Here is an 18,639-nt window from a genome sequence, read left to right on the forward strand (position 1 = left end):
ACGAGTGCCGGGTAGCGGCTTCCCGCCCGCTTTGCCCGGTGCTTTCGGTGCCCGTCCGACCGTGGTTCAGGAGTCCTCCGGCCATCCCGCCGCCCGTTCCACCTCTGCCTCGACCTCGGACCGCGGCCGACCCTCGTCGCGGGCGTACTCGCTCACCGCGGTCAGTTCGTCGCGGGCCAGGTCGCGCCAGGCGCGCAGGGCGGTCTCGTAGGTCTCGGACTGGGCGCCGCCCGGCTGCTGCAGGGCCGGCGGCCCGTAGGCGTCCCGCAGTTCCAGGACCTTGTCGTGGGCCGCGTCGGCCGCGCGGTGCTTCGCCACGAGTTCGTCGAAGGTGTGTGCCACATCAAGGACATTAAGGACGGTCGCCGCACCTCGCCTCCCGAGACGGCCGGGTACCCGCCCGGGTGACCCTCAGTCCTGCCGTCAGTCCTCCAGGACGAGGTCCGCCCACACCTGCTTGCCGCCGCTGACCGGCACGGTCCCCCAGGCGGCCGACACGGCCTCCACGAGCAGGATGCCGCGCCCGCCGGTGGCCTCCCAGCCGATGCTCGCGGGTTTGACCGGGCTGCGCGGCGAGCCGTCGGCGACGGCGATCCGCAGCCGGTGGTCGACCAGGGTCAGATCCAGCCGGACCGGGCCGTCGGTGTGGATCAGGGCGTTGGTGACGAGCTCGGAGACCACCAGCAGGCCCGCGTCCATGGCGTCGTCGGTGACGCCCCAGGAACGCAGGGTGCGGCGGCTGAAGCGGCGGGCGTGCCGGGCCGCCTCCGGGACCCGCCACACCGTCCAGCTCTCCCGCAGCGGGCGCACGGCCATGCCGTCGTAGCGCATCAGCAGCAGAGCGACGTCGTCGGTTCGGTGCGCGTTGCCGAGCAGGCCGTCGGCGACCAGCCCGAGGTGGCCGGGGTCGGAGGCGCCGAGGGCACGGGCGAACCGCTCCATGCCGTCGTCGATGTCGGTGTCGGGGGACTCGACCAGACCGTCGGTGGTGAGCGCGAGCAGGGTGCCCGGGCTCAGGCTGAGCTGGGTCATGGGGAAGTCGGCCCGGGCCACCACGCCGAGCGGGGGGCCGCCCTCGGTCCGGGCGACCTCGGTGGTGCCGTCCGGGTGACGCAGGACCGGCTGCAGATGCCCGGCGCGCACGCACCAGGCGGTGCCGGCCTCCATGTCGACGTCGACGTAGCAGCAGGTGGCGAAGAGGTCGCTCTCCATGTCCATGAGGAGCCGGTTGGCGTGCGAGACGACCACGTCGGGGGTGTGCCCCTCGGCCGCGTAGGCGCGCAGCGCGGTGCGCATCTGGCCCATCAGGGTGGCGGCCGCGGCACTGTGGCCCTGGACGTCGCCGATGACCAGCGCCACGTGGTTGTCGATCAGCGGGATCACGTCGTACCAGTCGCCGCCCACCTCCAGACCCTCGGTGGGGGGCAGATAGCGGGCGACGGCGACCGCGCCGGGCAGCCGGGGCAGCCGGCGGGGCAGCAGGGCGCGCTGGAGCATGCCGACCAGTTCGTGCTCGGCGTCGAAGGCGTGGGCGCGCATCAGGGCCTGCCCGGCGAGGCCGGCGGCGGCGGTGAGCAGGGCGCGTTCGTCGGGGCCGAACTCGTGCGGGCTGTCCCAGCCGATCAGACAGGCACCGGCCATCCGGCCGCCGGCGGGCAGCGGGAGCACGGCGAGGCCACCGGGGCCCACCTCGGCGAGGGCGGGTTCCAGGGCGGTCGTGACGGGCCAGATCCGGGGGCGGCCCTCGCGCAGGGCGGCGGCCAGGGTGGGCATGGCGCGCACCGGCGCGTCCGGCCATTCGGTGCGCCATTCGCTGCGCCACAGCTCGGGCCAGGCCTCGGCGTCGGGCGGGTCCAGGACGGTGACGACCAGGCGCTCGTTCTCCAGTTCGGCCAAGGCGATACGGTCGGCCTTGAGCGGCCCGCGCAGGGCGGTGACGACGGCCTGGCTGACGTCCTTGACCGTGCCGGCGGTGGCCAGCGCGGCGGCGAGCCGCTGTACCCGGGCCACGTCGGTGACGTCGGAGCGGAGCGTGGAGGCGTCGGCGACGGTGCCGGCCAGCCGGGCGGGGCGCCCCTCGGCGCCCGGCACCATGCGGCCGCGCAGCCGCAGCCACTTGGGCGAGCCTGAGGGCTCCAGGATCCGGAACTCCAGCTCGCGGTCGCCGATGGACATGTGGTCGGCCTCGACCACGGACATCAGGGCGGGCACATCCTCGGGCAGGGTACGGCCCAGCAGTGTCTCGACCTTGCCGTCGAACTCGTCCCGGCCCATGTCGAAGAGGCCGAGGATGGCGTCGCCGACCTCGATCCGGCCGGTGTCCATGGCGAGGCTGAACGCGTCGGCGGGCAGTTCGCCGGTGTCGGAGATGGTGGGGAGCGGGGCGGGCAGAGCGATCGCGTCGACGACCAGTTCCAGGCAGGCACGGTCCTCGGAGCCGAACCCGCCGTCCCGTTCGCTGACCACGACCAGGAGTCCGGCACGGCCGGGCACCGGCAGGACCGCCAGCGAGAACTCCTGGGACGGGGTCCGCCGTGCCTCCGGGCAGTCGGCCAGTTCCTCGGGCGCCAGCCAGACGGGCCGCCCGGCGCCGTAGGCCTCGGCGACCGGGGACCTCCCCACGGCCGGGTAGGAGTCACGCAGGCCGAAGAAGGTGCGGGGCGCTCCGGCCGACTCGGCCAGTCGCAGCACGGTTCCGTCGTCGCCGGGTGTGTACACCCCGGCGAACGCGGCGCCGGCGAACACCAGCGCCTGTTCGAGGACACGCCGGAGCCGGTCGGGTGCGCCGGGACCGCCCGTGAGCGTTTCGAGGGCTATTTCGGCGCGCTCCGTTCTGATTCCGCGTACCGCGGCGCCCTCACTGACCACGCCGCCATTACAGCGCTTATGAGGCGTCTGCGCAGCCCCTGTGACCGTTCCGTGGAGGCTGAGGGTCCGTCGCGCTCGAAAGGTACCGAACATGTCTTGACCCGTGCGTTCCGCACGGTGACCTCGTGACAGACATGACTGTCCGCGACCGTGCGGCGCCTGCGAGTGTCGGGGCCGGGCCACGGAGGGGGAGGCGGATGGACAGGCGGTACGAGGTGTACGCGCTCGCCGACGGGCATTTCTACGACACGCCCGACCGGCTCGGGACGGGCGGGCCGCAGACGCAGCCGCTGTTCGCGACGGCGCGTCGCGCGGTGCCGGAGGGCTGGCACGCGGCGCGCTCCGGGGACTGGCTGACCATGACGCCGGTGGGTCCGGACGGTGCGCCGCTGCCGTCGCCGGCCCAGGGCTGGAAGATCCACTCCTCGGCGATCCGGGGCAACGCGGAGCGGATCGCCGCGATCGTGTGGGACTACTGCGTGCCGCGCCGTATCCCGTTCAAGTTCGTTCCGGGACCGCATCTGCTGCATCTGCGCAACGCCAAGTACGCGGGCCGCGACACCAGCGGCAAGTTCGTGACGGTCTACCCGGCCGACGAGGACCGGCTGCAGGAGGTGCTGCGCGAACTGGGCGCGCTCCTGGAGGGCTTCGAGGGCCCGTACATCCTGACCGATCTGCGCTGGCACGAGGGGCCGCTGTACGTCCGCTACGGGGCGTTCGCGCGCACGTACGTCGTCGACGAGCGCGGTTCGCTGGTGACGGCGGTGCGGGACGGCGCGGGCAGGCTGGTGCCGGACCGGCGGGCGCCCTCCTTCCAGGTGCCTCAGTGGGTGACGCTCCCGGAGTTCCTGCGGCCACAGCTGGCGGCCCGGGACGCCACCACGGTAGGCGAGCTGCCGTACCGGATCGAGAAGGCGCTGCACTTCTCCAACGGCGGCGGGGTGTACGCCGGGACCGACACGCGGGACGGGCGGCGGGTGGTGCTCAAGGAGGGGCGGCCGCACGCGGGGCTCGCGGCCGACGGCGCCGACGCCGTCGCCCGGCTCGCCCGGGAAAAAGCCGCGCTGGAGGCGGCGGCCGGCACCGGGGTGGTACCCGAGGTCCGGGACTGGTTCACGCTGGGCGACCACCGGTTCCTGGTGATGGACTTCCTGGAGGGCCGCCCGCTCAACGCCTTCTTCGCCGAACGGCATCCGCTGCTCACCCCGGACCCGGATCCGGCGGCCGTGCGCGCCTACACGGAGTGGGCGCTGCGCATCCACCGGAGGGTGACGGCGGCCGTCGAGGCGGTGCACGAGCGCGGAATCGTCTTCAACGACCTGCATGTCTTCAACATCATGGTCGGGCCGGACGAGGAGTCGGTGTTCCTCATCGACTTCGAGGCGGCCGCGCCCGTCGAGGAGAACGGCCGTCAGGTCGTCGCCCACCCCGGCTTCTTCGCCCCGCCGGACCGCAGGGGCGTCGACGTCGACCGGTACGCGCTCGCCTGTCTGCGACTGGCCCTGTTCCTGCCGGTCACCACCCTGTTCGTCGTCGACCGGGGCAAGGCGGCCCATCTCGCGGACGTGATCGCCGGGCAGTTCCCCGACGTGCCGCGGGCCTTCCTGGACGAGGCGGTCGCGGAGATCACCCGGGGCACCCCGGCCGCGCGTCCCGTCGTACCGGCGGACTGGCCGCACAGCCGCGACTCGATGGTCAAGGCGATCCTCGCCTCCGCCACCCCCGAGCGCGACGACCGGCTCTTCCCGGGTGACATCGCCCAGTTCGGCGACGGCGGCGGACTCGGCCTCGCGCACGGCGCGGCCGGTGTGCTGTACGCCCTGGACCGGGCGGGCGCCGAACGCTACGACGAGGGCGAGCGCTGGCTGCTCGACCACACCGCACCGCCGCCGCCCGGCACCCCGCTCGGCCTGTACGACGGTCTCGCGGGCGTCGCCCACGTCCTGGACGGGCTCGGCCACCGGCAACGCGCCCTGGACCTGGTGGCGGGGATCCTCCGGGAGAACTGGCGCCACCTCTCCTCCGACCTGCACGGCGGCCTGGCCGGTCTGGGCCTGGTCCTTGACGCCCTCGCCGACTCGGCCGGGGAGCCGGAGCTGCGCGAGCGGGCCGCGGAGGCCGCCGAGATCCTCCTGCGACGGCTCGCCGAACCGCTCCCGGACACGCCCGGGCGGCGCGCCGGGCTGCTGCGGGGCGCGACCGGGCCCGCGCTGTTCCTGCTGCGGCGGTACGAACGGACCGGCGAGCCGGCCCTGTTGGCCGCGGCCGGCGAGGCGCTGCGCCGGGACCTGGACCGCTGCGTGGTGCAGAAGGGCGGCGGTCTGGAGGTCGACGAGGGCTGGCGCACGCTCCCCTACCTCGGCGACGGCAGCGCGGGGATCGGGCTGGTCCTCGACGACTGGCTCGCCCACGGCACCGACGAGAGCGGGGCCTTCGAGCGGGCCCGCGCGGCGGTCCTGACGGCCGCCACCGCACGCTTCTACGCCCAGCCCGGCCTCTTCCAGGGCCGCGCCGGGATGATCCTGCACCTCGCCCGCACCGGTGCCGACCCGGTACGGCTCGCCGCCCAGGTCGACGGGCTCGGCTGGTTCGCGATGGCCTACCAGGGCCAACTCGCCTTCCCCGGGCACCAGATGATGCGGCTCTCCATGGACCTCGGTACCGGAACCGCCGGGTGCCTGCTGGCGCTGACCGCCGCCCTCGACGGCGGCCGCGCCGCGCACCTGCCGTTCCTCCCGCCGCCACCGGCGGCCCCCGCACGCGGCTCCGCACACTGACGGAGCCGTGGCACCACCCCGTCCCCGACAACACCGGGGGGACCGCTCGGTCCCCGGAAAGGACACGCTATGGCCCTTCTCGACCTGCAGACCCTGGAGTCCGAAGAGCGTCACGACGGCGGCGGCGCCAGCACGGTGAGCCTCCTGTCGTGTGTTTCGGCGGCGAGCGTCCTGCTCTGTCTCTGACCTGCACGGCGAACCCGGCTCCGGGCGGCCCTCTCCTGCGGGAGGGGGTCCGTCCGGGGCCTTCGCCGGAAGCCGTCCACCGAGGCGAGGCCCGCGCCCGATGACAGCACCCGCACCAGCACCGGCCCCTTCACCTCCCCCTGACCTTTCGCGCACCGCCCTGCGTCACGCCGGGGTGCGCTGTGCCGTCCTGTGCGTGCTGAGTACGGCCGGCACGGCGGCGGCGCTGCTGCTGCCCGCCGTGCTGGGCCGGACCCTGGACCTGCTGCTGGCGGGCGCCCCGGCCGCCGGCTGGGTGGGCCGGGCCGCCGCCCTGGTGCTGCTGCTGGCCCTGCTGGACGCCTGCGCGAGCGTGCTCGCCGGGACCGTCGACGCACGGGCCACGGCCGGGCTGCGCAGCGGGGTGACCGCGCATGTGCTGGCCCTCGGGCCGCGCGCGCTGACCCGGTTCGGCGCCGGGGACCTGCTCGCCCGGCTGGTCGGGAACGCGGCGCAGGCCGGCACCGGGCCCGCCGCGCTCGCCGCGCTGCTGGCCGCGCTCGCCGGTCCGGTCGGGGGCGTGGTCGCGCTCGGCCTCGTCGATCCGTGGCTGGCGGCCGTCTTCCTGGCCGGGGCACCCGTACTCGCCCTGCTGCTGCGGGCGTTCACCCGGGACACCTCGGCGTGCGTGGCCGAGTACCAGCGGGAACAGGGCCGGATCGCGAGCGCGCTGGCGGAGGCGGTCGACGGCCGGCGGACCATCGCGGCGGCCGGTCTCCAGGACCGGGAGACGGCCCGGGTCCTGCGACCGCTGCCCGCACTGGGCCGCGCGGGGCACCGGATGTGGCGGGTGCAGGGCCGGGCGGCCGCCCAGGCGGTCACCGTGGGTCCGCTGCTCCAGCTCGCCGTCGTGGCGGTGGCGGGCTTCCTGCTCGCCCGGCACCGGATCTCGGTCGGCGAGGTCCTCGCCGCCTCCCGCTACGCGGTCCTCGCGACCGGTGTCGGCGTACTGGTCGGCCAGCTCGCCGCCCTCACCCGGGCCCGCGCGTCGGCGCGGCGCCTGGCCGAGGTGACCGGGTACCCCGCGCCCGCGCACGGCACCTGCCCGCTCCCGCCGGGCCCCGGCCGCCTGGAACTGCGCGGGGTCACGGCCCACCGGGGCGGCCGCGCCGTCCTCGACGGCGTCGATCTGACCGTCCCCGGCGGCACCGTCCTCGCGGTCGTCGGCCGCTCGGGTACCGGCAAGTCCCTGCTGGCCGAACTCGCGGGCCGGCTCACCGACCCGGACGCGGGAGAGGTCCTCCTCGACGGCGTTCCGCTGCCCGCGCTCCCCCACGACGAGCTGCGCCGGGCCGTCACCTACGCCTTCGCCCGCCCGGCCCTGCTCGGTACGACCGTCGGGGACACCATCGCCTTCGGCCTCACCACCCCCTCCCCCGCCGAGGTCGGCTCCGCCGCCCGCCGGGCCATGGCCGACGCCTACGTCCGCCGGCTGCCCGACGCCTACGCGACCTGCCTCACCGACTCCCCGCGCTCGGGCGGCGAGGCCCAGCGCCTGGGCCTCGCCCGGGCCTTCGCGCACCCCGGACGGCTGCTGATCCTCGACGACGCCCTCTCCAGCCTGGACACGGTCACCGAACACCACATCACCGAGTCCCTGCTGGCCCCGGGCCCCGGGCCGACCCGCCTGATCATCGCCCACCGCGCGGCAACGGCGACCCGCGCGGACACGGTGGCCTGGCTGGACGGAGGGCGGGTGCGGGCGCTGGCACCCCATACAGAACTCTGGCAGGACCCGGAGTACCGGGCGGTGTTCGGGTCGCGGCGGCCCGAGGAGGCGGCACGGTGACCGGCCACCCGCTCCGGGGGCCCGGCCGGGTTCGGGTGTGCGTGACCGAGGAGGCCGTGCGGTGAGCGGTCGGCTGCTTCGGGTGCGTCGGCCCGTGCTGGCGCGGCTCGCGTTCTGGTCGGTGCTGGAGGCCGGGCAGACCTTCCTGCTCGGGTACGCCCTGGCCCGCGCGCTGGACGCCGGGTTCCTGGCCGGGGACGCCCGGACCGGACTGCGGTGGCTCGCGGCGGCCGCACTCGGCGTGGGTGTCGGGGCGTTCGGGACCCGCCGGGTGTACGGGGTGGTCGCCGACCTGGTGGAGCCGGTGCGGGACCGGCTGGTGGCGGGGGTGGTGGCGCGCGGGGTGCACGACGGGGACCGGGGGACGCTGTCGGGGCTGACCCAGCAGGTGGAGATCGCCCGGGACACCCTCGCGGGGCTGGTGATGGTGTCCCGTTCGTTCGTGTTCACGGTCGCCGGCGCCCTCGCCGGGCTCTGCGCCCTCGCGCCGCCGCTGCTGCTGGTCGTCGTACCCCCGCTCCTCGCCGGCCTGGGCCTGTTCGCGGTGACCCTGCGCCCGCTGGCCCGCCGGCAGGAGGCCTTCCTGGTCGCCGACGAGGCCCTGGCGGAAGAACTGGGCGAGGTGTGCCCGGGGCTGCGGGACGTCACGGCGGCGGGCGCCGAGGGGTACGTGGCCGAGCGTGTCGGGGAGCGCGTCGACGGCGAGTTCCGGGCCGCGAGCGCGCTGGCCCGGTGGAGCGCCGTACGGGTGGCGGCCCTGGCGGTCGGCGGCCAGTTGCCCCTGGTGCTACTGCTCGCCACGGCCCCCTGGCTGCTCGCCCATGGCGTGACCGCGGGTGCCCTGGTCGGCGCGCTCGCCTACGTCACCCAGTCCCTGCTGCCCGCCCTGCAGAACCTCGTACACGGCCTGGGCACCAGCGGAGCCCGCCTCACGGTGGTACTGCGCAGACTCCGCCCGCCCCCGGAATCCCGCGCCCCCACCGACGCCACCGATACCGCGATCTCCGACACGTCCACCGAGGCAGCCCGAGCCGCTCCGGACGCCGAAGCGTCCCTCAAGGCCACCGCCACCCCGGACGCCGACCCATCCGCCGACACCCCCAACACCCCCAGCACCCCGGACGCCGGCACAGCCACCCAGACCCCCAACACCCCGGACGCCGACACATCCGCCAAGGCCGTCGGCGTCCCGGGCTCGGGCGTCCCGGGATCCGGCGTCCCGGCGCTCGCCCTTGTCGCGGTCAGCTTTGCCTACGGGCCGGCGAGCAGCCCTGTCCTCGACGGGCTCGACCTGTGTGTCGGGCGCGGCGGTCACCTCGCCGTCGTCGGGCCGAGCGGGATCGGCAAGTCGACGCTCACCGCGGTGGCCGCCGGGCTGCTGACCCCGGCCCACGGCGAGATCCGGGTGTGCGGACACCCCGTGCCCGGGGTCCGCGCGGCCGCGCTGAGGGTGCTGATCCCGCAGGAGGCGTACGTCCACACGGGCACCCTCGCCGAGAACCTCGGGCTGCTGCGGGCGGACCCCGTCCCGGAGCCGGAGCTGCTGGCCGCCGCCGAGGCGGTCGGGCTCACCCCGCTTCTGGAGCGGTGCGGCGGCCCGGACGCCCCGGTGCACCCGGCGGAGCTGTCCGCGGGCGAGCGGCAGCTGATCGCGCTCACCCGTGCCTACCTCTCCCCCGCGCCGCTCGCCCTGCTCGACGAGGCCACCTGCCATCTCGACCCGGAGGCCGAGGCCCGTGCCGAGCGCGCCTTCGCCGCACGGCCCGGCGGCAGCCTGGTGGTGGTCGCGCACCGGATCTCCTCCGCCGGCCGCGCCGAGCGGATCCTGGTGATGGACGGCCCGCGCACCGCGTACGGCACCCACGAGGAGCTGTTGCGCACCTGCGCCCTCTACCGGGACCTGGTGGCGCCGGCCCGGCCGCCCGCGCCCCGCTGAACAGGGTTCACAGCCACCCCTCGCCCTGGGAGATCCGGATCGCGTCGACGCGGTTGCGGGCGCCGGTCTTGCGGGTGATCGCCGCCATGTAGTTGCGGACCGTCCCGTGGGACAGGTGCAGGCTCCCGGCTATCTCCGCGATGGACGCCCCGCCGGCCGCCAGCTCCAGCACGCTCAGCTCCCGTCTGGTGAGCGGGATCTCGGCGGCCTTGAGGAATCCGAAGCCCAGCGAGTCGTCGACGAAACGTTCCCCCTGGGCAGCGCACCGGATCGCCCGCACCAGCCGTTCCGGCGCGCCTTCCTTGTCGACGTAGCCCAGCGCCCCCGCCTCGGCGGCCCGTTTCAGCAATCCGGGTCTGTTCGCACCGGCAAGCACGACCAGCCGCGGCGGGCTTGTGCCGGGGTCCACCGGACGCAGGTCGGCAAGCGGTGGCACACCGTGGGTTCCGGAGCTGTCGAGGTCCGCCGCGCACACGTCCGGCCGGACCGCCCGGACCCGCCCCCGTGCGCTGTGCCACGGGGTGTCGTCCACGCTGAGCCCCGGTTCCCGGCGTAACCACTCCGCCAGGACCGACCTCACCAGACACGCGTCGTGCACCAGAAGTACCCGGATCACCGCCGCCCCCTCAGCCGAACTTCGGCTCTTCGGTTCAAGGTGTTGAACGCGTGCCCCATTCTTGGCGTCCGCCACCGTGCATGGGCGCGAAGTTCCGGCCATCAAGGTGCGCGGGGGCGCACGCCCGGCGCCCGTACGCCGCCGCGCGCTTCGGCTGCGGGGGAATGTGCCGGGGCGAACGGGGTACGCGGAGGCGGCTCGGCGCGGGAGCCTGTGCCGCTCTCGCCGTGCACCCGTCGCCGCTACGAGGGAGTCTTGAACCCCGAGGACGCCACGCGCGGCCGGACGAGGAGGTGGTCGGGCGTGTCCGACAGGATGGGGGCCCCTCCCGCGCCGGCGACGCCGGGCCCGGAGGAGACGCCGGCCGACGCGCGCCGCTCCGGCCGGCCGCCGCTGCTGTCGTTCGCGCTGGCCTCGTTGCTGGAGGAGGTCAGGGCGCACTCCGGCGCGATCTATCTCCTCGCCGCCGACGAACCGGTCCTGGAGATGGCGGTGACGGCGGGGCTGCCCCGCGCCTTCGTGGCGCCCTGGGAGCGGGTCGGGCTGAGTTCGCCGATCCCGGTGGCGGAGGCGGTACGCGAGCGACGCCTGGTGTGGGTGGGCGGCGAGGAGGACATGGCGCGCCGTTATCCGCGGATCGCGGTGGTGCTGCCCTATCCGTTCGCGCTCGCCGCGGTGCCCGTGGCGACGGCGGACACCGTGTACGGGGCGCTGTACGTGACCTGGCCCGGTTCGCATCCGACGGTGCTCTCCGACCGCGAGCGGGCGGAGCTGACCGCGGCGGCCGACCGGCTGGCGAAGCGGCTGGCACGGGCCGCCCGGACCAACCGTGCGCCGCGGGCCGAGCCTGATCTGCTGGCGGCGCCGGCCTCCGGGGTGGCGGGCACGCTGGGCACGGTGGAGGCGGCGCGGATGGTGGCGCGGCTGCCGTACGGGCTGCTCTCGCTCGATCTGCACGGGCGGGTCGCCTTCGCCAACGCGGCGGCGGCCGAGCTGCTCGGCGTCCAGGTCGGCGATCTCCTCGGCACCCAGCCGTGGGTGTCGGTGCCCTGGCTGAACGACCCGATGTACGAGGACCGCTACCGGGCGGCGCTGATCAGCCAGCATGTGACGTCGTTCGTGGCCCTGAAGCCGCCGGGCGACTGGCTGTCGTTCCGGATGTATCCGAGCAGGGCCGGGCTGACCACCCGGATCAGCCGGGCGCGGGCGGTCGCCGAGATGGTGGGCGCGCTGCCCCGTGCCGACGCGCCGCCCGGTTCCCGGCTGGTCACCATCTCGCAGGTGCTGAGCCTGGCCGGGGCGCTGACGGAGGCCGTCGGCGTGCAGGACGTGGTGCAGCTGGTGGCCGACGAGGTGGCCCCGGCCGTCGGCAGCCAGGCCCTGGTGGTCCTCGGGTCCCGGGGCGGACGGCTGCACGTCCTCGGGCAGCGCGGGTACGACGATCCACGGGCCGTGGAGCGCTTCGACGGCCTGCCCCTGGCCGAACGGACGCCCGGCACCCATGTCCTGAACACCGGTGTGCCCGCGTTCTTCGAGTCGAAGCAGCAGCTGGAGCGGTTGTATCCGGGCCGGCGCGAGGCCCCGGACGGGTTCGCCGCCTGGGCGTGTCTGCCTCTGATCGCGTCGGGCCGGCCGGTGGGCACCTGTGTCCTCGCCTATGCCGAGCCGCATGTCTTTCCCGCGGACGAGCGCGCGGTGCTGACCAGTCTCGGCGGGCTCATCGCGCAGGCGCTGGAGCGGGCCCTGCTCTACGACGCGAAGAACCAGCTGGCGCACGGGCTCCAGGCGGCCCTGCTGCCGCACTCCCTGACCCCGCCGCCGGGCATCGAGGCGGCCGCGCGCTATCTGCCGGCCATGCACGGCATGGAGATCGGCGGCGACTTCTACGACCTGGTGCCGACCCGGCCGCTGGCGGCGGCGGTGATCGGGGACGTCCAGGGGCACAACGTGACGGCGGCCGGGCTGATGGGCCAGATCCGCACCGGGGTACGGGCCTTCACGACCGTCGGGCAGGCGCCGGAGGAGGTGATGCGGAGCACCAACCGGCTCCTCATCGACCTCGGGGCGGATCTGTTCGCGAGCTGTCTGTATCTGCGGCTGGACCCGGAGCGGGGGCGGGCGGTGATGGCCCGTGCCGGGCATCCGCCGCCGTTGCTGAGACGCCCGGACGGGCGGGTACGCGTGCTCGACCTGGCCGGCGGGCCACTGCTCGGCATCGACGCGGAGGCGACGTACCCGACCACCGAGGTGTCACTGGCGCCGGGCTCGGTGCTCGCCCTCTACACCGACGGGCTGGTGGAGTCGCCCGGTGTGGACATCGAGGACGCGCTGGTCGATCTGGGCGAACTGCTCGCGGAGAACGGCGACCAGCCGCTGGACAAGCTCGCCGACACGCTCGTGCGGCACAGTGCGGCGGCGCAGGAGCGTGTCGACGATGTCGCGGTGCTCTTGCTCAGAGCATGTCCCGTCGACTGACGGCCGCGGGGTGCGATGCGGTCCGGCCCTCCCGCCGGAGGGCCGGACCGTCCACCACCGGCCGGAACCCCTTGCAGGGCAGGCGGTGGGTCAGTGGGACGACGAACCGTCGTTCACACCGGTCCCGGACTGGTCACCGGTCCCGGACTGGTCGCCCGTGCCGGTCTCGTCGCCGGCGCCGCTCTGGTCACCGGCCGTCGCGGACGGGTCGGCGGTGCCGCCGACCTGGTCGCCGCCGGCCTGGTCGCCGGCGCCGTTCTCGTCGCCGGCCGTGGCGGACGGGTCGGCCGTGGCTCCGGCGTCACCGGCGCCCGCGCCCGCGCCCGCGTCGCCGAGGGTCGCGCCGGTCGCCTGGAGGGCGGTGGTCACCGGCTGGAAGAAGGTCTCGCCGCCGGAGGTGCAGTCGCCGCTGCCGCCGGAGGTCATGCCGACCGCACCGCCGTCCTGGGTGAACAGCGAGCCGCCGCTGTCGCCGGCCTCGGCGCAGACGTTGGTCTGGATGAGACCGGTGACGGTGTCGACGCCGTTGGGGTCGGTCTCGCTCTGGAAGTTCACGGTGGCGTCGAGGCCGGTGACCTGACCGTCGTGCAGACCGGTGGTGGAGCCCATCCGGAACACGGTCTCGCCGACGGTGGCGTCGACGGCCTGGTTGATGGCGACGGTCTGGCCGTTGCCGATGTTGACCTCGCTCGGCGCCTGGGTGGTGGCGTCGTTGTACTTGACGAGTGAGAAGTCACCGTTGCCGGGGAACTGCGCCTGGTCCACGGTGGCGATCGGCTGGCCGGTCTCGGAGTCGGACCAGTCCTTGGCCGCGACGCCGCAGTGACCGGCCGTCAGGAAGGCGGGGCTGCCGTCCGAGGCGGTCACGTTGAAGCCGAGGGAGCAGCGCACGGTGCCGTCGGCGACCTGGGAGAAGATGGCGTCGCCGCCGGAGACGAGGGGCTTGAAGGTGCCCGAGGACTTCTTGAGGGTCGCCATGTTCGAGCCGAGGCCCTGCACCGTCGACTCCAGCGTGTCCCACTTGGTGCCGGTGACGGTGGAGTCGGCGGTGACCACGACCTTGTTGGTCTTCGGGTCGACGGCCCAGGCGGTGCCCGGGATGGTCGCCTTGGTCTTCAGGGTGCCGGCGACCGCCGCCAGCTCGGAGTTGCTGTTCTGCACCTGACGGACGACCGCGCCGGCCTTCTCCGCCTGGACGACTATGTTGTCGGAGCCGTTGATGACGTTGACGACGAGTTGCTGCTTGCCACTGTCGTAGTAGGAACCGGCGAAGGCCTGACCGAGCAGGCCCTGGAGCTGCGTGGCAAGATCCGAGGCGTCGGTCGCCGACTTGAGTGTCTTGGGAGCGGTGGCAGTGGCGCCGGAGGCGTTGTCCTGAGACGCGTTGGCCATGGGCAGCAGAAAGGCCGCGGCTCCGAGCGCCGCGACACCGCCCACCGCGATAGCGGCCTTGCGCTTCGGAATTCGCTTGTGACTCAAACTTCTCGACCTCCAAGGACGGAGTGTCTGCCGTGTTCGGGCAGTCGTTCGTGAGCGGCGCCTGGATGGCCATAGGTACGGGCGGGTCACGTGGTGCGTTCAATTCCGGTTCTTGACTTCCTTTGACCGAAGGCGAATCGGCCACGCCCCGCGGGTCCCGGGGCAGTTGCGGGTGCCGTGCCGCGGGCCCGGGAACAATCCCGCATATGACGATGACCACCACCGAGGCCGACAAGATCCTCTCCGTCGGCTTCGCCCCCTGGGCGCTCGATCCGGGGCTGTCCGTCGAGGCGGTGGGCGAGGGCCGGGAAGTACCGCGTCAGCCCAGGTCGGAGTGGTCGTCCCGGGGAGGACGGCGGCCTGGCGGGGCAGGCGCTGACGCCGCGGCCGACACGGTGACGAGGCTCGCGGTCCCGGCGGCTCGGGGCGACTTCGTGCCGATGAGTCGATGCGGCGGTCGACTTCGTTCCGGCGCGCGGTGACCGGTTCGGATGTCCTGATCGAAGCGGTGCTCACCGGACTCGGCCGCCGGACGGCGTTCGCCGACATCACGATGAGCGACGAACGATCGGGGGCGCTCGCGGCCCGGGCAAGCGCTGTCCACCCAGTCCCGGGGTGAACACCCGCACCCCGAACCGACACGATCGGCATTCGATCACTCACGGTCCGTAGCGATCACGTACCGGAATCCTTGCTTCAGGGAATCTGCACATCCCATACCCAAGCAAGCCACGGGGACCGGGGGATCTGCACAATCACGCGCCCCCTGCCGTGCCTTTGGCGCGGAGTGCCGGATTCGCCGCCGGCCCGGCAAGCCGTGCGGCAGCGGCGAAGTCGTGCGCTGTGTGAAGGAGTCGCCGACAAGGCGTGCCCACGCCTGCACGGATAAACCCCTCTGGGACACAAGTGCCCAGGTGAGGCGCATGGTTGATTGGATGCGCGGACCGTGGGCGTGCTTTGATCCATCGCACCGCGGGGTCGCCAGGGTCTCCCGGAGACGGGCGTCCGGCGCCTGCGGTCGCGGCCATCCGTACTGTCCCCATAGGGCCGTTGGGGGGCCGCTCTCCCCCTTGTGAATATCCATATGAAGGGAAGTTCCATCATGAACTCCACCCCCCAGGTTGAGACCGTCGAGATCTCCGACGCCGAGCTCGACAACGTCTCCGGCGGTCTGGCCCTCAACGCCCTCGGCACCGTCACCGGCCTGGTGGACGGCGTTGCCCCGGTTTCCGGCCTGGTCAACACGGTTGTCGGCACCGTCGAGGGTGTCACCGGCCTGAACACCCAGCCGGTCACCAACCTGGTCGCCGGTCTCTGATCGCACCTCGTTGCCGCTGAGTCCCGGAGCCGTACCCCGGCCCCGGGGCTCTCGGGTGTTTTGAGGCACCCTCCGAGACACCCCTTTCACCAGCGTCTCTCCCACAGGTGAGGGAAGTTCCGTGCAGTTCCGCCAACAGGCCCTCGCCAAGCTCCAGTCGCCGGAGGAGCTCGATCTTCCGGTGCGTTTCGCCCGTCCGCAGGGCTGGCTCGCGCTGTCCGTCTCGGTCGTCGTGATGGCGGCGGCCTCGGTGTGGGCGGTGACCGGTTCGGTCGCCTCCACGGTGAGCGCGCAGGCCATCCTCACCCACGGTCAGGGCAGTTACATCCTGCAGAGCCCGGTCGCCGGGCAGGTCACGGCCGTCCTCGCGCGGCAGGGCGAACGGCTGCCGGCCAACGCCCCCGTCCTCAAGGTGCACAACAGCCAGGGCGACTCGATCGTCCGCACGGTCGCCGCGGGCCGGATCAGCGCACTCGCCGCGACCATCGGACAGATCATCCAGACCGGCGCGAACGTCGCCGCCGTGGAGAAGATCGCGCACTCCTCGGACCCGCTCTACGCGACGGTCTACGTCCCCGCCGAGAACGCCTCCGCCATCCCCGCGAACGCCCCGGTCGACCTGACCGTGTCATCGGTGTCGACACAGGAGTACGGAGTGCTGCGCGGCCATGTGAAGTCGGTGGACCGCGCCGCCCAGTCGGCCCAGTCGATCTCCGCGTTCCTCGGGGACAGCCAGCTCGGCGAGCAGTTCAGCAGGAAGGGCCGCCCGGTGGCCGTCCTGGTCCGGCTGGACCCGTCGCGGAAGACGAAGAGCGGCTACAAGTGGTCCTCGGCGGACGGACCGCCGTTCACGCTCGACTCCATGACCCTGGCCTCGGGTGCGATCCGGCTGGCCGACCAGCACCCCGTCGATTGGCTGCTCCCGTGACCACCGCCCAGGAGACCCAGGACACCCGCGGCCGCCGGCGCGCCGCGCCGCCCAAGCGACCGGTGCCCAGGGGCCGCGGCCGCACGGTCCGCACCCCCAGCGTGCTCCAGATGGAGGCCGTCGAGTGCGGCGCCGCCTCTCTCGCCATGGTCCTCGGCCACTACGGCCGCCATGTCCCGCTGGAGGAGCTGCGGATCGCCTGCGGTGTCTCCCGCGACGGCTCGCGCGCCAGCAACCTGCTGAAGGCGGCGCGCAGTTACGGCCTCACGGCCAAGGGCATGCAGATGGACCTGGCCGCCCTCGCCGACGTGCAGGCCCCGGCGATCCTGTTCTGGGAGTTCAACCACTACGTCGTCTACGACGGCATGGGCCGCCGTTTCGGCCGCCGCGGCGTCTTCGTCAACGACCCCGCCAAGGGCCGCCGGTTCGTGCCCATGGAGGACTTCGACAGCAGCTTCACGGGCGTCGTGCTGGTCCTGGAGCCGGGCGACGGCTTCGAACGGGGCGGCCGCAGGCCCGGTGTCCTCGGCGCGATGCCGGCCCGGCTGCGTGGCACCGCGGGCACCATGCCGGCGGCGGTGCTGGCCAGCCTGCTGCTGGTGGTCGTGGGCGCGGCGGTGCCCGCGCTCAGCCGGCAGTACATCGACATGTTCCTCATCGGCGGCCAGACCTCGCTGCTCGGCGTGCTGTTCGCCGCGATAGGCACCTGTGTGCTGCTCACCCTGGCCCTGACCTGGCTGCAACAGGCGAACCTGCTGCACGGCCGGATCGTCTCCTCCACCCTGTCCAGCGCCCGCTTCCTGCGCCATCTGCTGCGGCTGCCGGTGACCTTCTTCTCCCAGCGCAGCCCGGCCGACCTGGTCCAGCGCCTGCAGTCCAACGACCAGGTCGCCGAGACCCTGGCCCGCGACCTCGCGGCGGCCGGCGTGGACGCGGTGGTGGTGGTCCTCTACGCGGTGCTCCTCTACACCTACGACGTCCAGCTCACCTTCCTCGGCATCGGCGTGGCCCTGCTGAACATCGTGGCGATGCGGTTCGTCGTACGGCTGCGCGCGACCCGGACCGCCAAGCTGCGCGCGGACACCGCCCGGCTCACCAACACCTCCTACACCGGCCTCCAGCTCATCGAGACGATGAAGGCGACCGGCGGCGAGGACGGCTACTTCCGCAAGTGGGCCGGGCAGCACGCGAGCACGCTGGAGGAACAGCAGCGGCTCGGGGTGCCCAGCGCCTGGCTCGGGGTGGTGGCTCCGACGCTCGCCACCCTCAACAGCGCGCTGATCCTGTGGATCGGCGGGATGCGGGCGGTCGAGGGCGGCATCTCGGTCGGCCTCCTGGTCGCCTTCCAGTCCCTGGTCACCCGCTTCACCGCCCCGCTCACCCGGCTGAACGGCGTCGCGGGCCGGATCCAGGACTTCGCGGCCGACGTCGCCCGGCTGAAGGACGTGGAGAACTTCCAGGCCGACCCGATCTACGCCCGCCCCGGCGCCGGCGACTCCACCCGGCGGCTGCACGGCCATGTCGAGCTGGAGAACATCACCTTCGGCTACAGCCCCCTCGACAAGCCCCTGCTCACCGGCTTCGACCTGACCGTCGGTCCCGGCCGTCAGGTGGCTCTGGTGGGCGGCTCGGGCAGCGGCAAGTCGACGGTCTCCCGGCTGATCTCGGGCCTGTACGCCCCCTGGGAGGGCGTGATCCGCATCGACGGGCAGCGCCTGGAGGACATCCCGCGCGGCGCGCTCGCCGCCTCCGTCTCCTTCGTCGACCAGGACGTCTTCCTCTTCGAGGGATCGGTGCGCGACAACGTGGCGCTGTGGGACCCGTCGATCCCGGACGACGCGGTGGTGGAGGCGCTGCGGGACGCGGCCCTGTACGACGTGGTGACGCGCCGGCCCGGCGGCATCCACAGCAGGGTCGAGCAGGACGGCCGTAACTTCTCCGGCGGCCAGCGGCAACGCCTGGAGATCGCGCGGGCGTTGGTGCGCAGGCCGAGCATCCTCGTGCTCGACGAGGTGACCAGCGCGCTGGACGCGGAGACCGAGCTGACCGTCATGGACAACCTGCGCCGGCGCGGCTGTGCCTGTGTGGTGATCGCGCACCGGCTGAGCACGGTCCGCGACAGCGACGAGATCGTCGTGCTCCAGCACGGCACGATCGTGGAGCGCGGGCGGCACGACGCGTTGGTGGCACATGGCGGGGCGTACGCCGCGCTGGTCAGGGAGCGATGA

The 18,639-nt window shown here is 73.7% G+C and carries 12 protein-coding genes and 1 pseudogene; 9 read left to right on the forward strand and 4 right to left on the reverse strand.

Going from position 1 to position 18,639, the window contains the following annotated elements; genetic code table 11:
• Positions 1 to 66 precede the first annotated feature (66 nt).
• The gene (locus ABZ642_RS07855; RefSeq protein ID WP_360478815.1) at positions 67 to 342 is read right to left on the reverse strand and encodes a hypothetical protein; all 276 of its coding nucleotides are present in this window, start codon (positions 340 to 342) and stop codon (positions 67 to 69) included.
• Positions 343 to 423: 81 nt separating this feature from the next.
• Positions 424 to 2,868: a SpoIIE family protein phosphatase gene (locus ABZ642_RS07860; RefSeq protein ID WP_360478818.1), complete on the reverse strand. Its 2,445-nt coding sequence runs from the start codon at positions 2,866 to 2,868 to the stop codon at positions 424 to 426.
• 197 nt (positions 2,869 to 3,065) lie between these two features.
• Here ABZ642_RS07860 and lanKC point away from each other — a divergent pair, with 197 nt between their 5' ends.
• The 4 genes from lanKC (at position 3,066) to ABZ642_RS07880 (ending at position 9,595) form a co-directional block, all read left to right on the forward strand.
• Positions 3,066 to 5,645 (forward strand): class III lanthionine synthetase LanKC, encoded by a 2,580-nt coding sequence (gene lanKC / locus ABZ642_RS07865; RefSeq protein ID WP_360478822.1) that lies wholly within the window; start codon positions 3,066 to 3,068, stop codon positions 5,643 to 5,645.
• Positions 5,646 to 5,714: 69 nt separating this feature from the next.
• Complete coding sequence (locus ABZ642_RS07870; RefSeq protein WP_351696969.1) at positions 5,715 to 5,831, forward strand: SapB/AmfS family lanthipeptide; 117 nt, start codon at positions 5,715 to 5,717, stop codon at positions 5,829 to 5,831.
• 100 nt (positions 5,832 to 5,931) lie between these two features.
• A complete protein-coding gene (locus ABZ642_RS07875; RefSeq protein ID WP_360478826.1) occupies positions 5,932 to 7,659 on the forward strand; it encodes an ABC transporter ATP-binding protein in 1,728 nt (575 codons plus the stop codon).
• A 61-nt stretch (positions 7,660 to 7,720) separates the two neighbouring features.
• A complete protein-coding gene (locus tag ABZ642_RS07880; RefSeq protein WP_360478829.1) occupies positions 7,721 to 9,595 on the forward strand; it encodes an ABC transporter ATP-binding protein in 1,875 nt (624 codons plus the stop codon).
• Between the two features lie 7 nt (positions 9,596 to 9,602).
• Here ABZ642_RS07880 and ABZ642_RS07885 read toward each other — a convergent pair whose 3' ends face one another.
• Complete coding sequence (locus tag ABZ642_RS07885; protein WP_360478832.1) at positions 9,603 to 10,211, reverse strand: response regulator transcription factor; 609 nt, start codon at positions 10,209 to 10,211, stop codon at positions 9,603 to 9,605.
• 315 nt (positions 10,212 to 10,526) lie between these two features.
• Between ABZ642_RS07885 and ABZ642_RS07890 the strand changes: the two genes are divergently transcribed.
• Positions 10,527 to 12,686 (forward strand): GAF domain-containing SpoIIE family protein phosphatase, encoded by a 2,160-nt coding sequence (locus ABZ642_RS07890; RefSeq protein WP_360478935.1) that lies wholly within the window; start codon positions 10,527 to 10,529, stop codon positions 12,684 to 12,686.
• Positions 12,687 to 12,776: 90 nt separating this feature from the next.
• Here the strand turns inward: ABZ642_RS07890 and ABZ642_RS07895 are convergent, their stop codons facing one another.
• Positions 12,777 to 14,165: a S1 family peptidase gene (locus ABZ642_RS07895; protein ID WP_360478834.1), complete on the reverse strand. Its 1,389-nt coding sequence runs from the start codon at positions 14,163 to 14,165 to the stop codon at positions 12,777 to 12,779.
• 206 nt (positions 14,166 to 14,371) lie between these two features.
• Here ABZ642_RS07895 and ABZ642_RS07900 point away from each other — a divergent pair.
• The 4 genes and pseudogenes from ABZ642_RS07900 (at position 14,372) to ABZ642_RS07915 (ending at position 18,639) form a co-directional block, all read left to right on the forward strand.
• Positions 14,372 to 14,784: pseudogene (locus ABZ642_RS07900) on the forward strand (thioesterase).
• Between the two features lie 483 nt (positions 14,785 to 15,267).
• Positions 15,268 to 15,483, forward strand: a complete 216-nt coding sequence (locus ABZ642_RS07905) for a type A2 lantipeptide (protein WP_351696982.1) — start codon at positions 15,268 to 15,270, stop codon at positions 15,481 to 15,483.
• A gap of 121 nt (positions 15,484 to 15,604) precedes the next feature.
• On the forward strand, positions 15,605 to 16,411 hold the full coding sequence (locus tag ABZ642_RS07910) for an HlyD family efflux transporter periplasmic adaptor subunit (RefSeq protein WP_360478836.1): 807 nt from the start codon (positions 15,605 to 15,607) through the stop codon (positions 16,409 to 16,411).
• A complete protein-coding gene (locus ABZ642_RS07915; protein ID WP_360478839.1) occupies positions 16,408 to 18,639 on the forward strand; it encodes an NHLP family bacteriocin export ABC transporter peptidase/permease/ATPase subunit in 2,232 nt (743 codons plus the stop codon). The genes ABZ642_RS07910 and ABZ642_RS07915 overlap by 4 nt, the downstream gene beginning before the upstream one ends.

This window comes from Streptomyces sp. NPDC007157, from assembly GCF_040634235.1.
Lineage (GTDB): Bacteria > Actinomycetota > Actinomycetes > Streptomycetales > Streptomycetaceae > Streptomyces.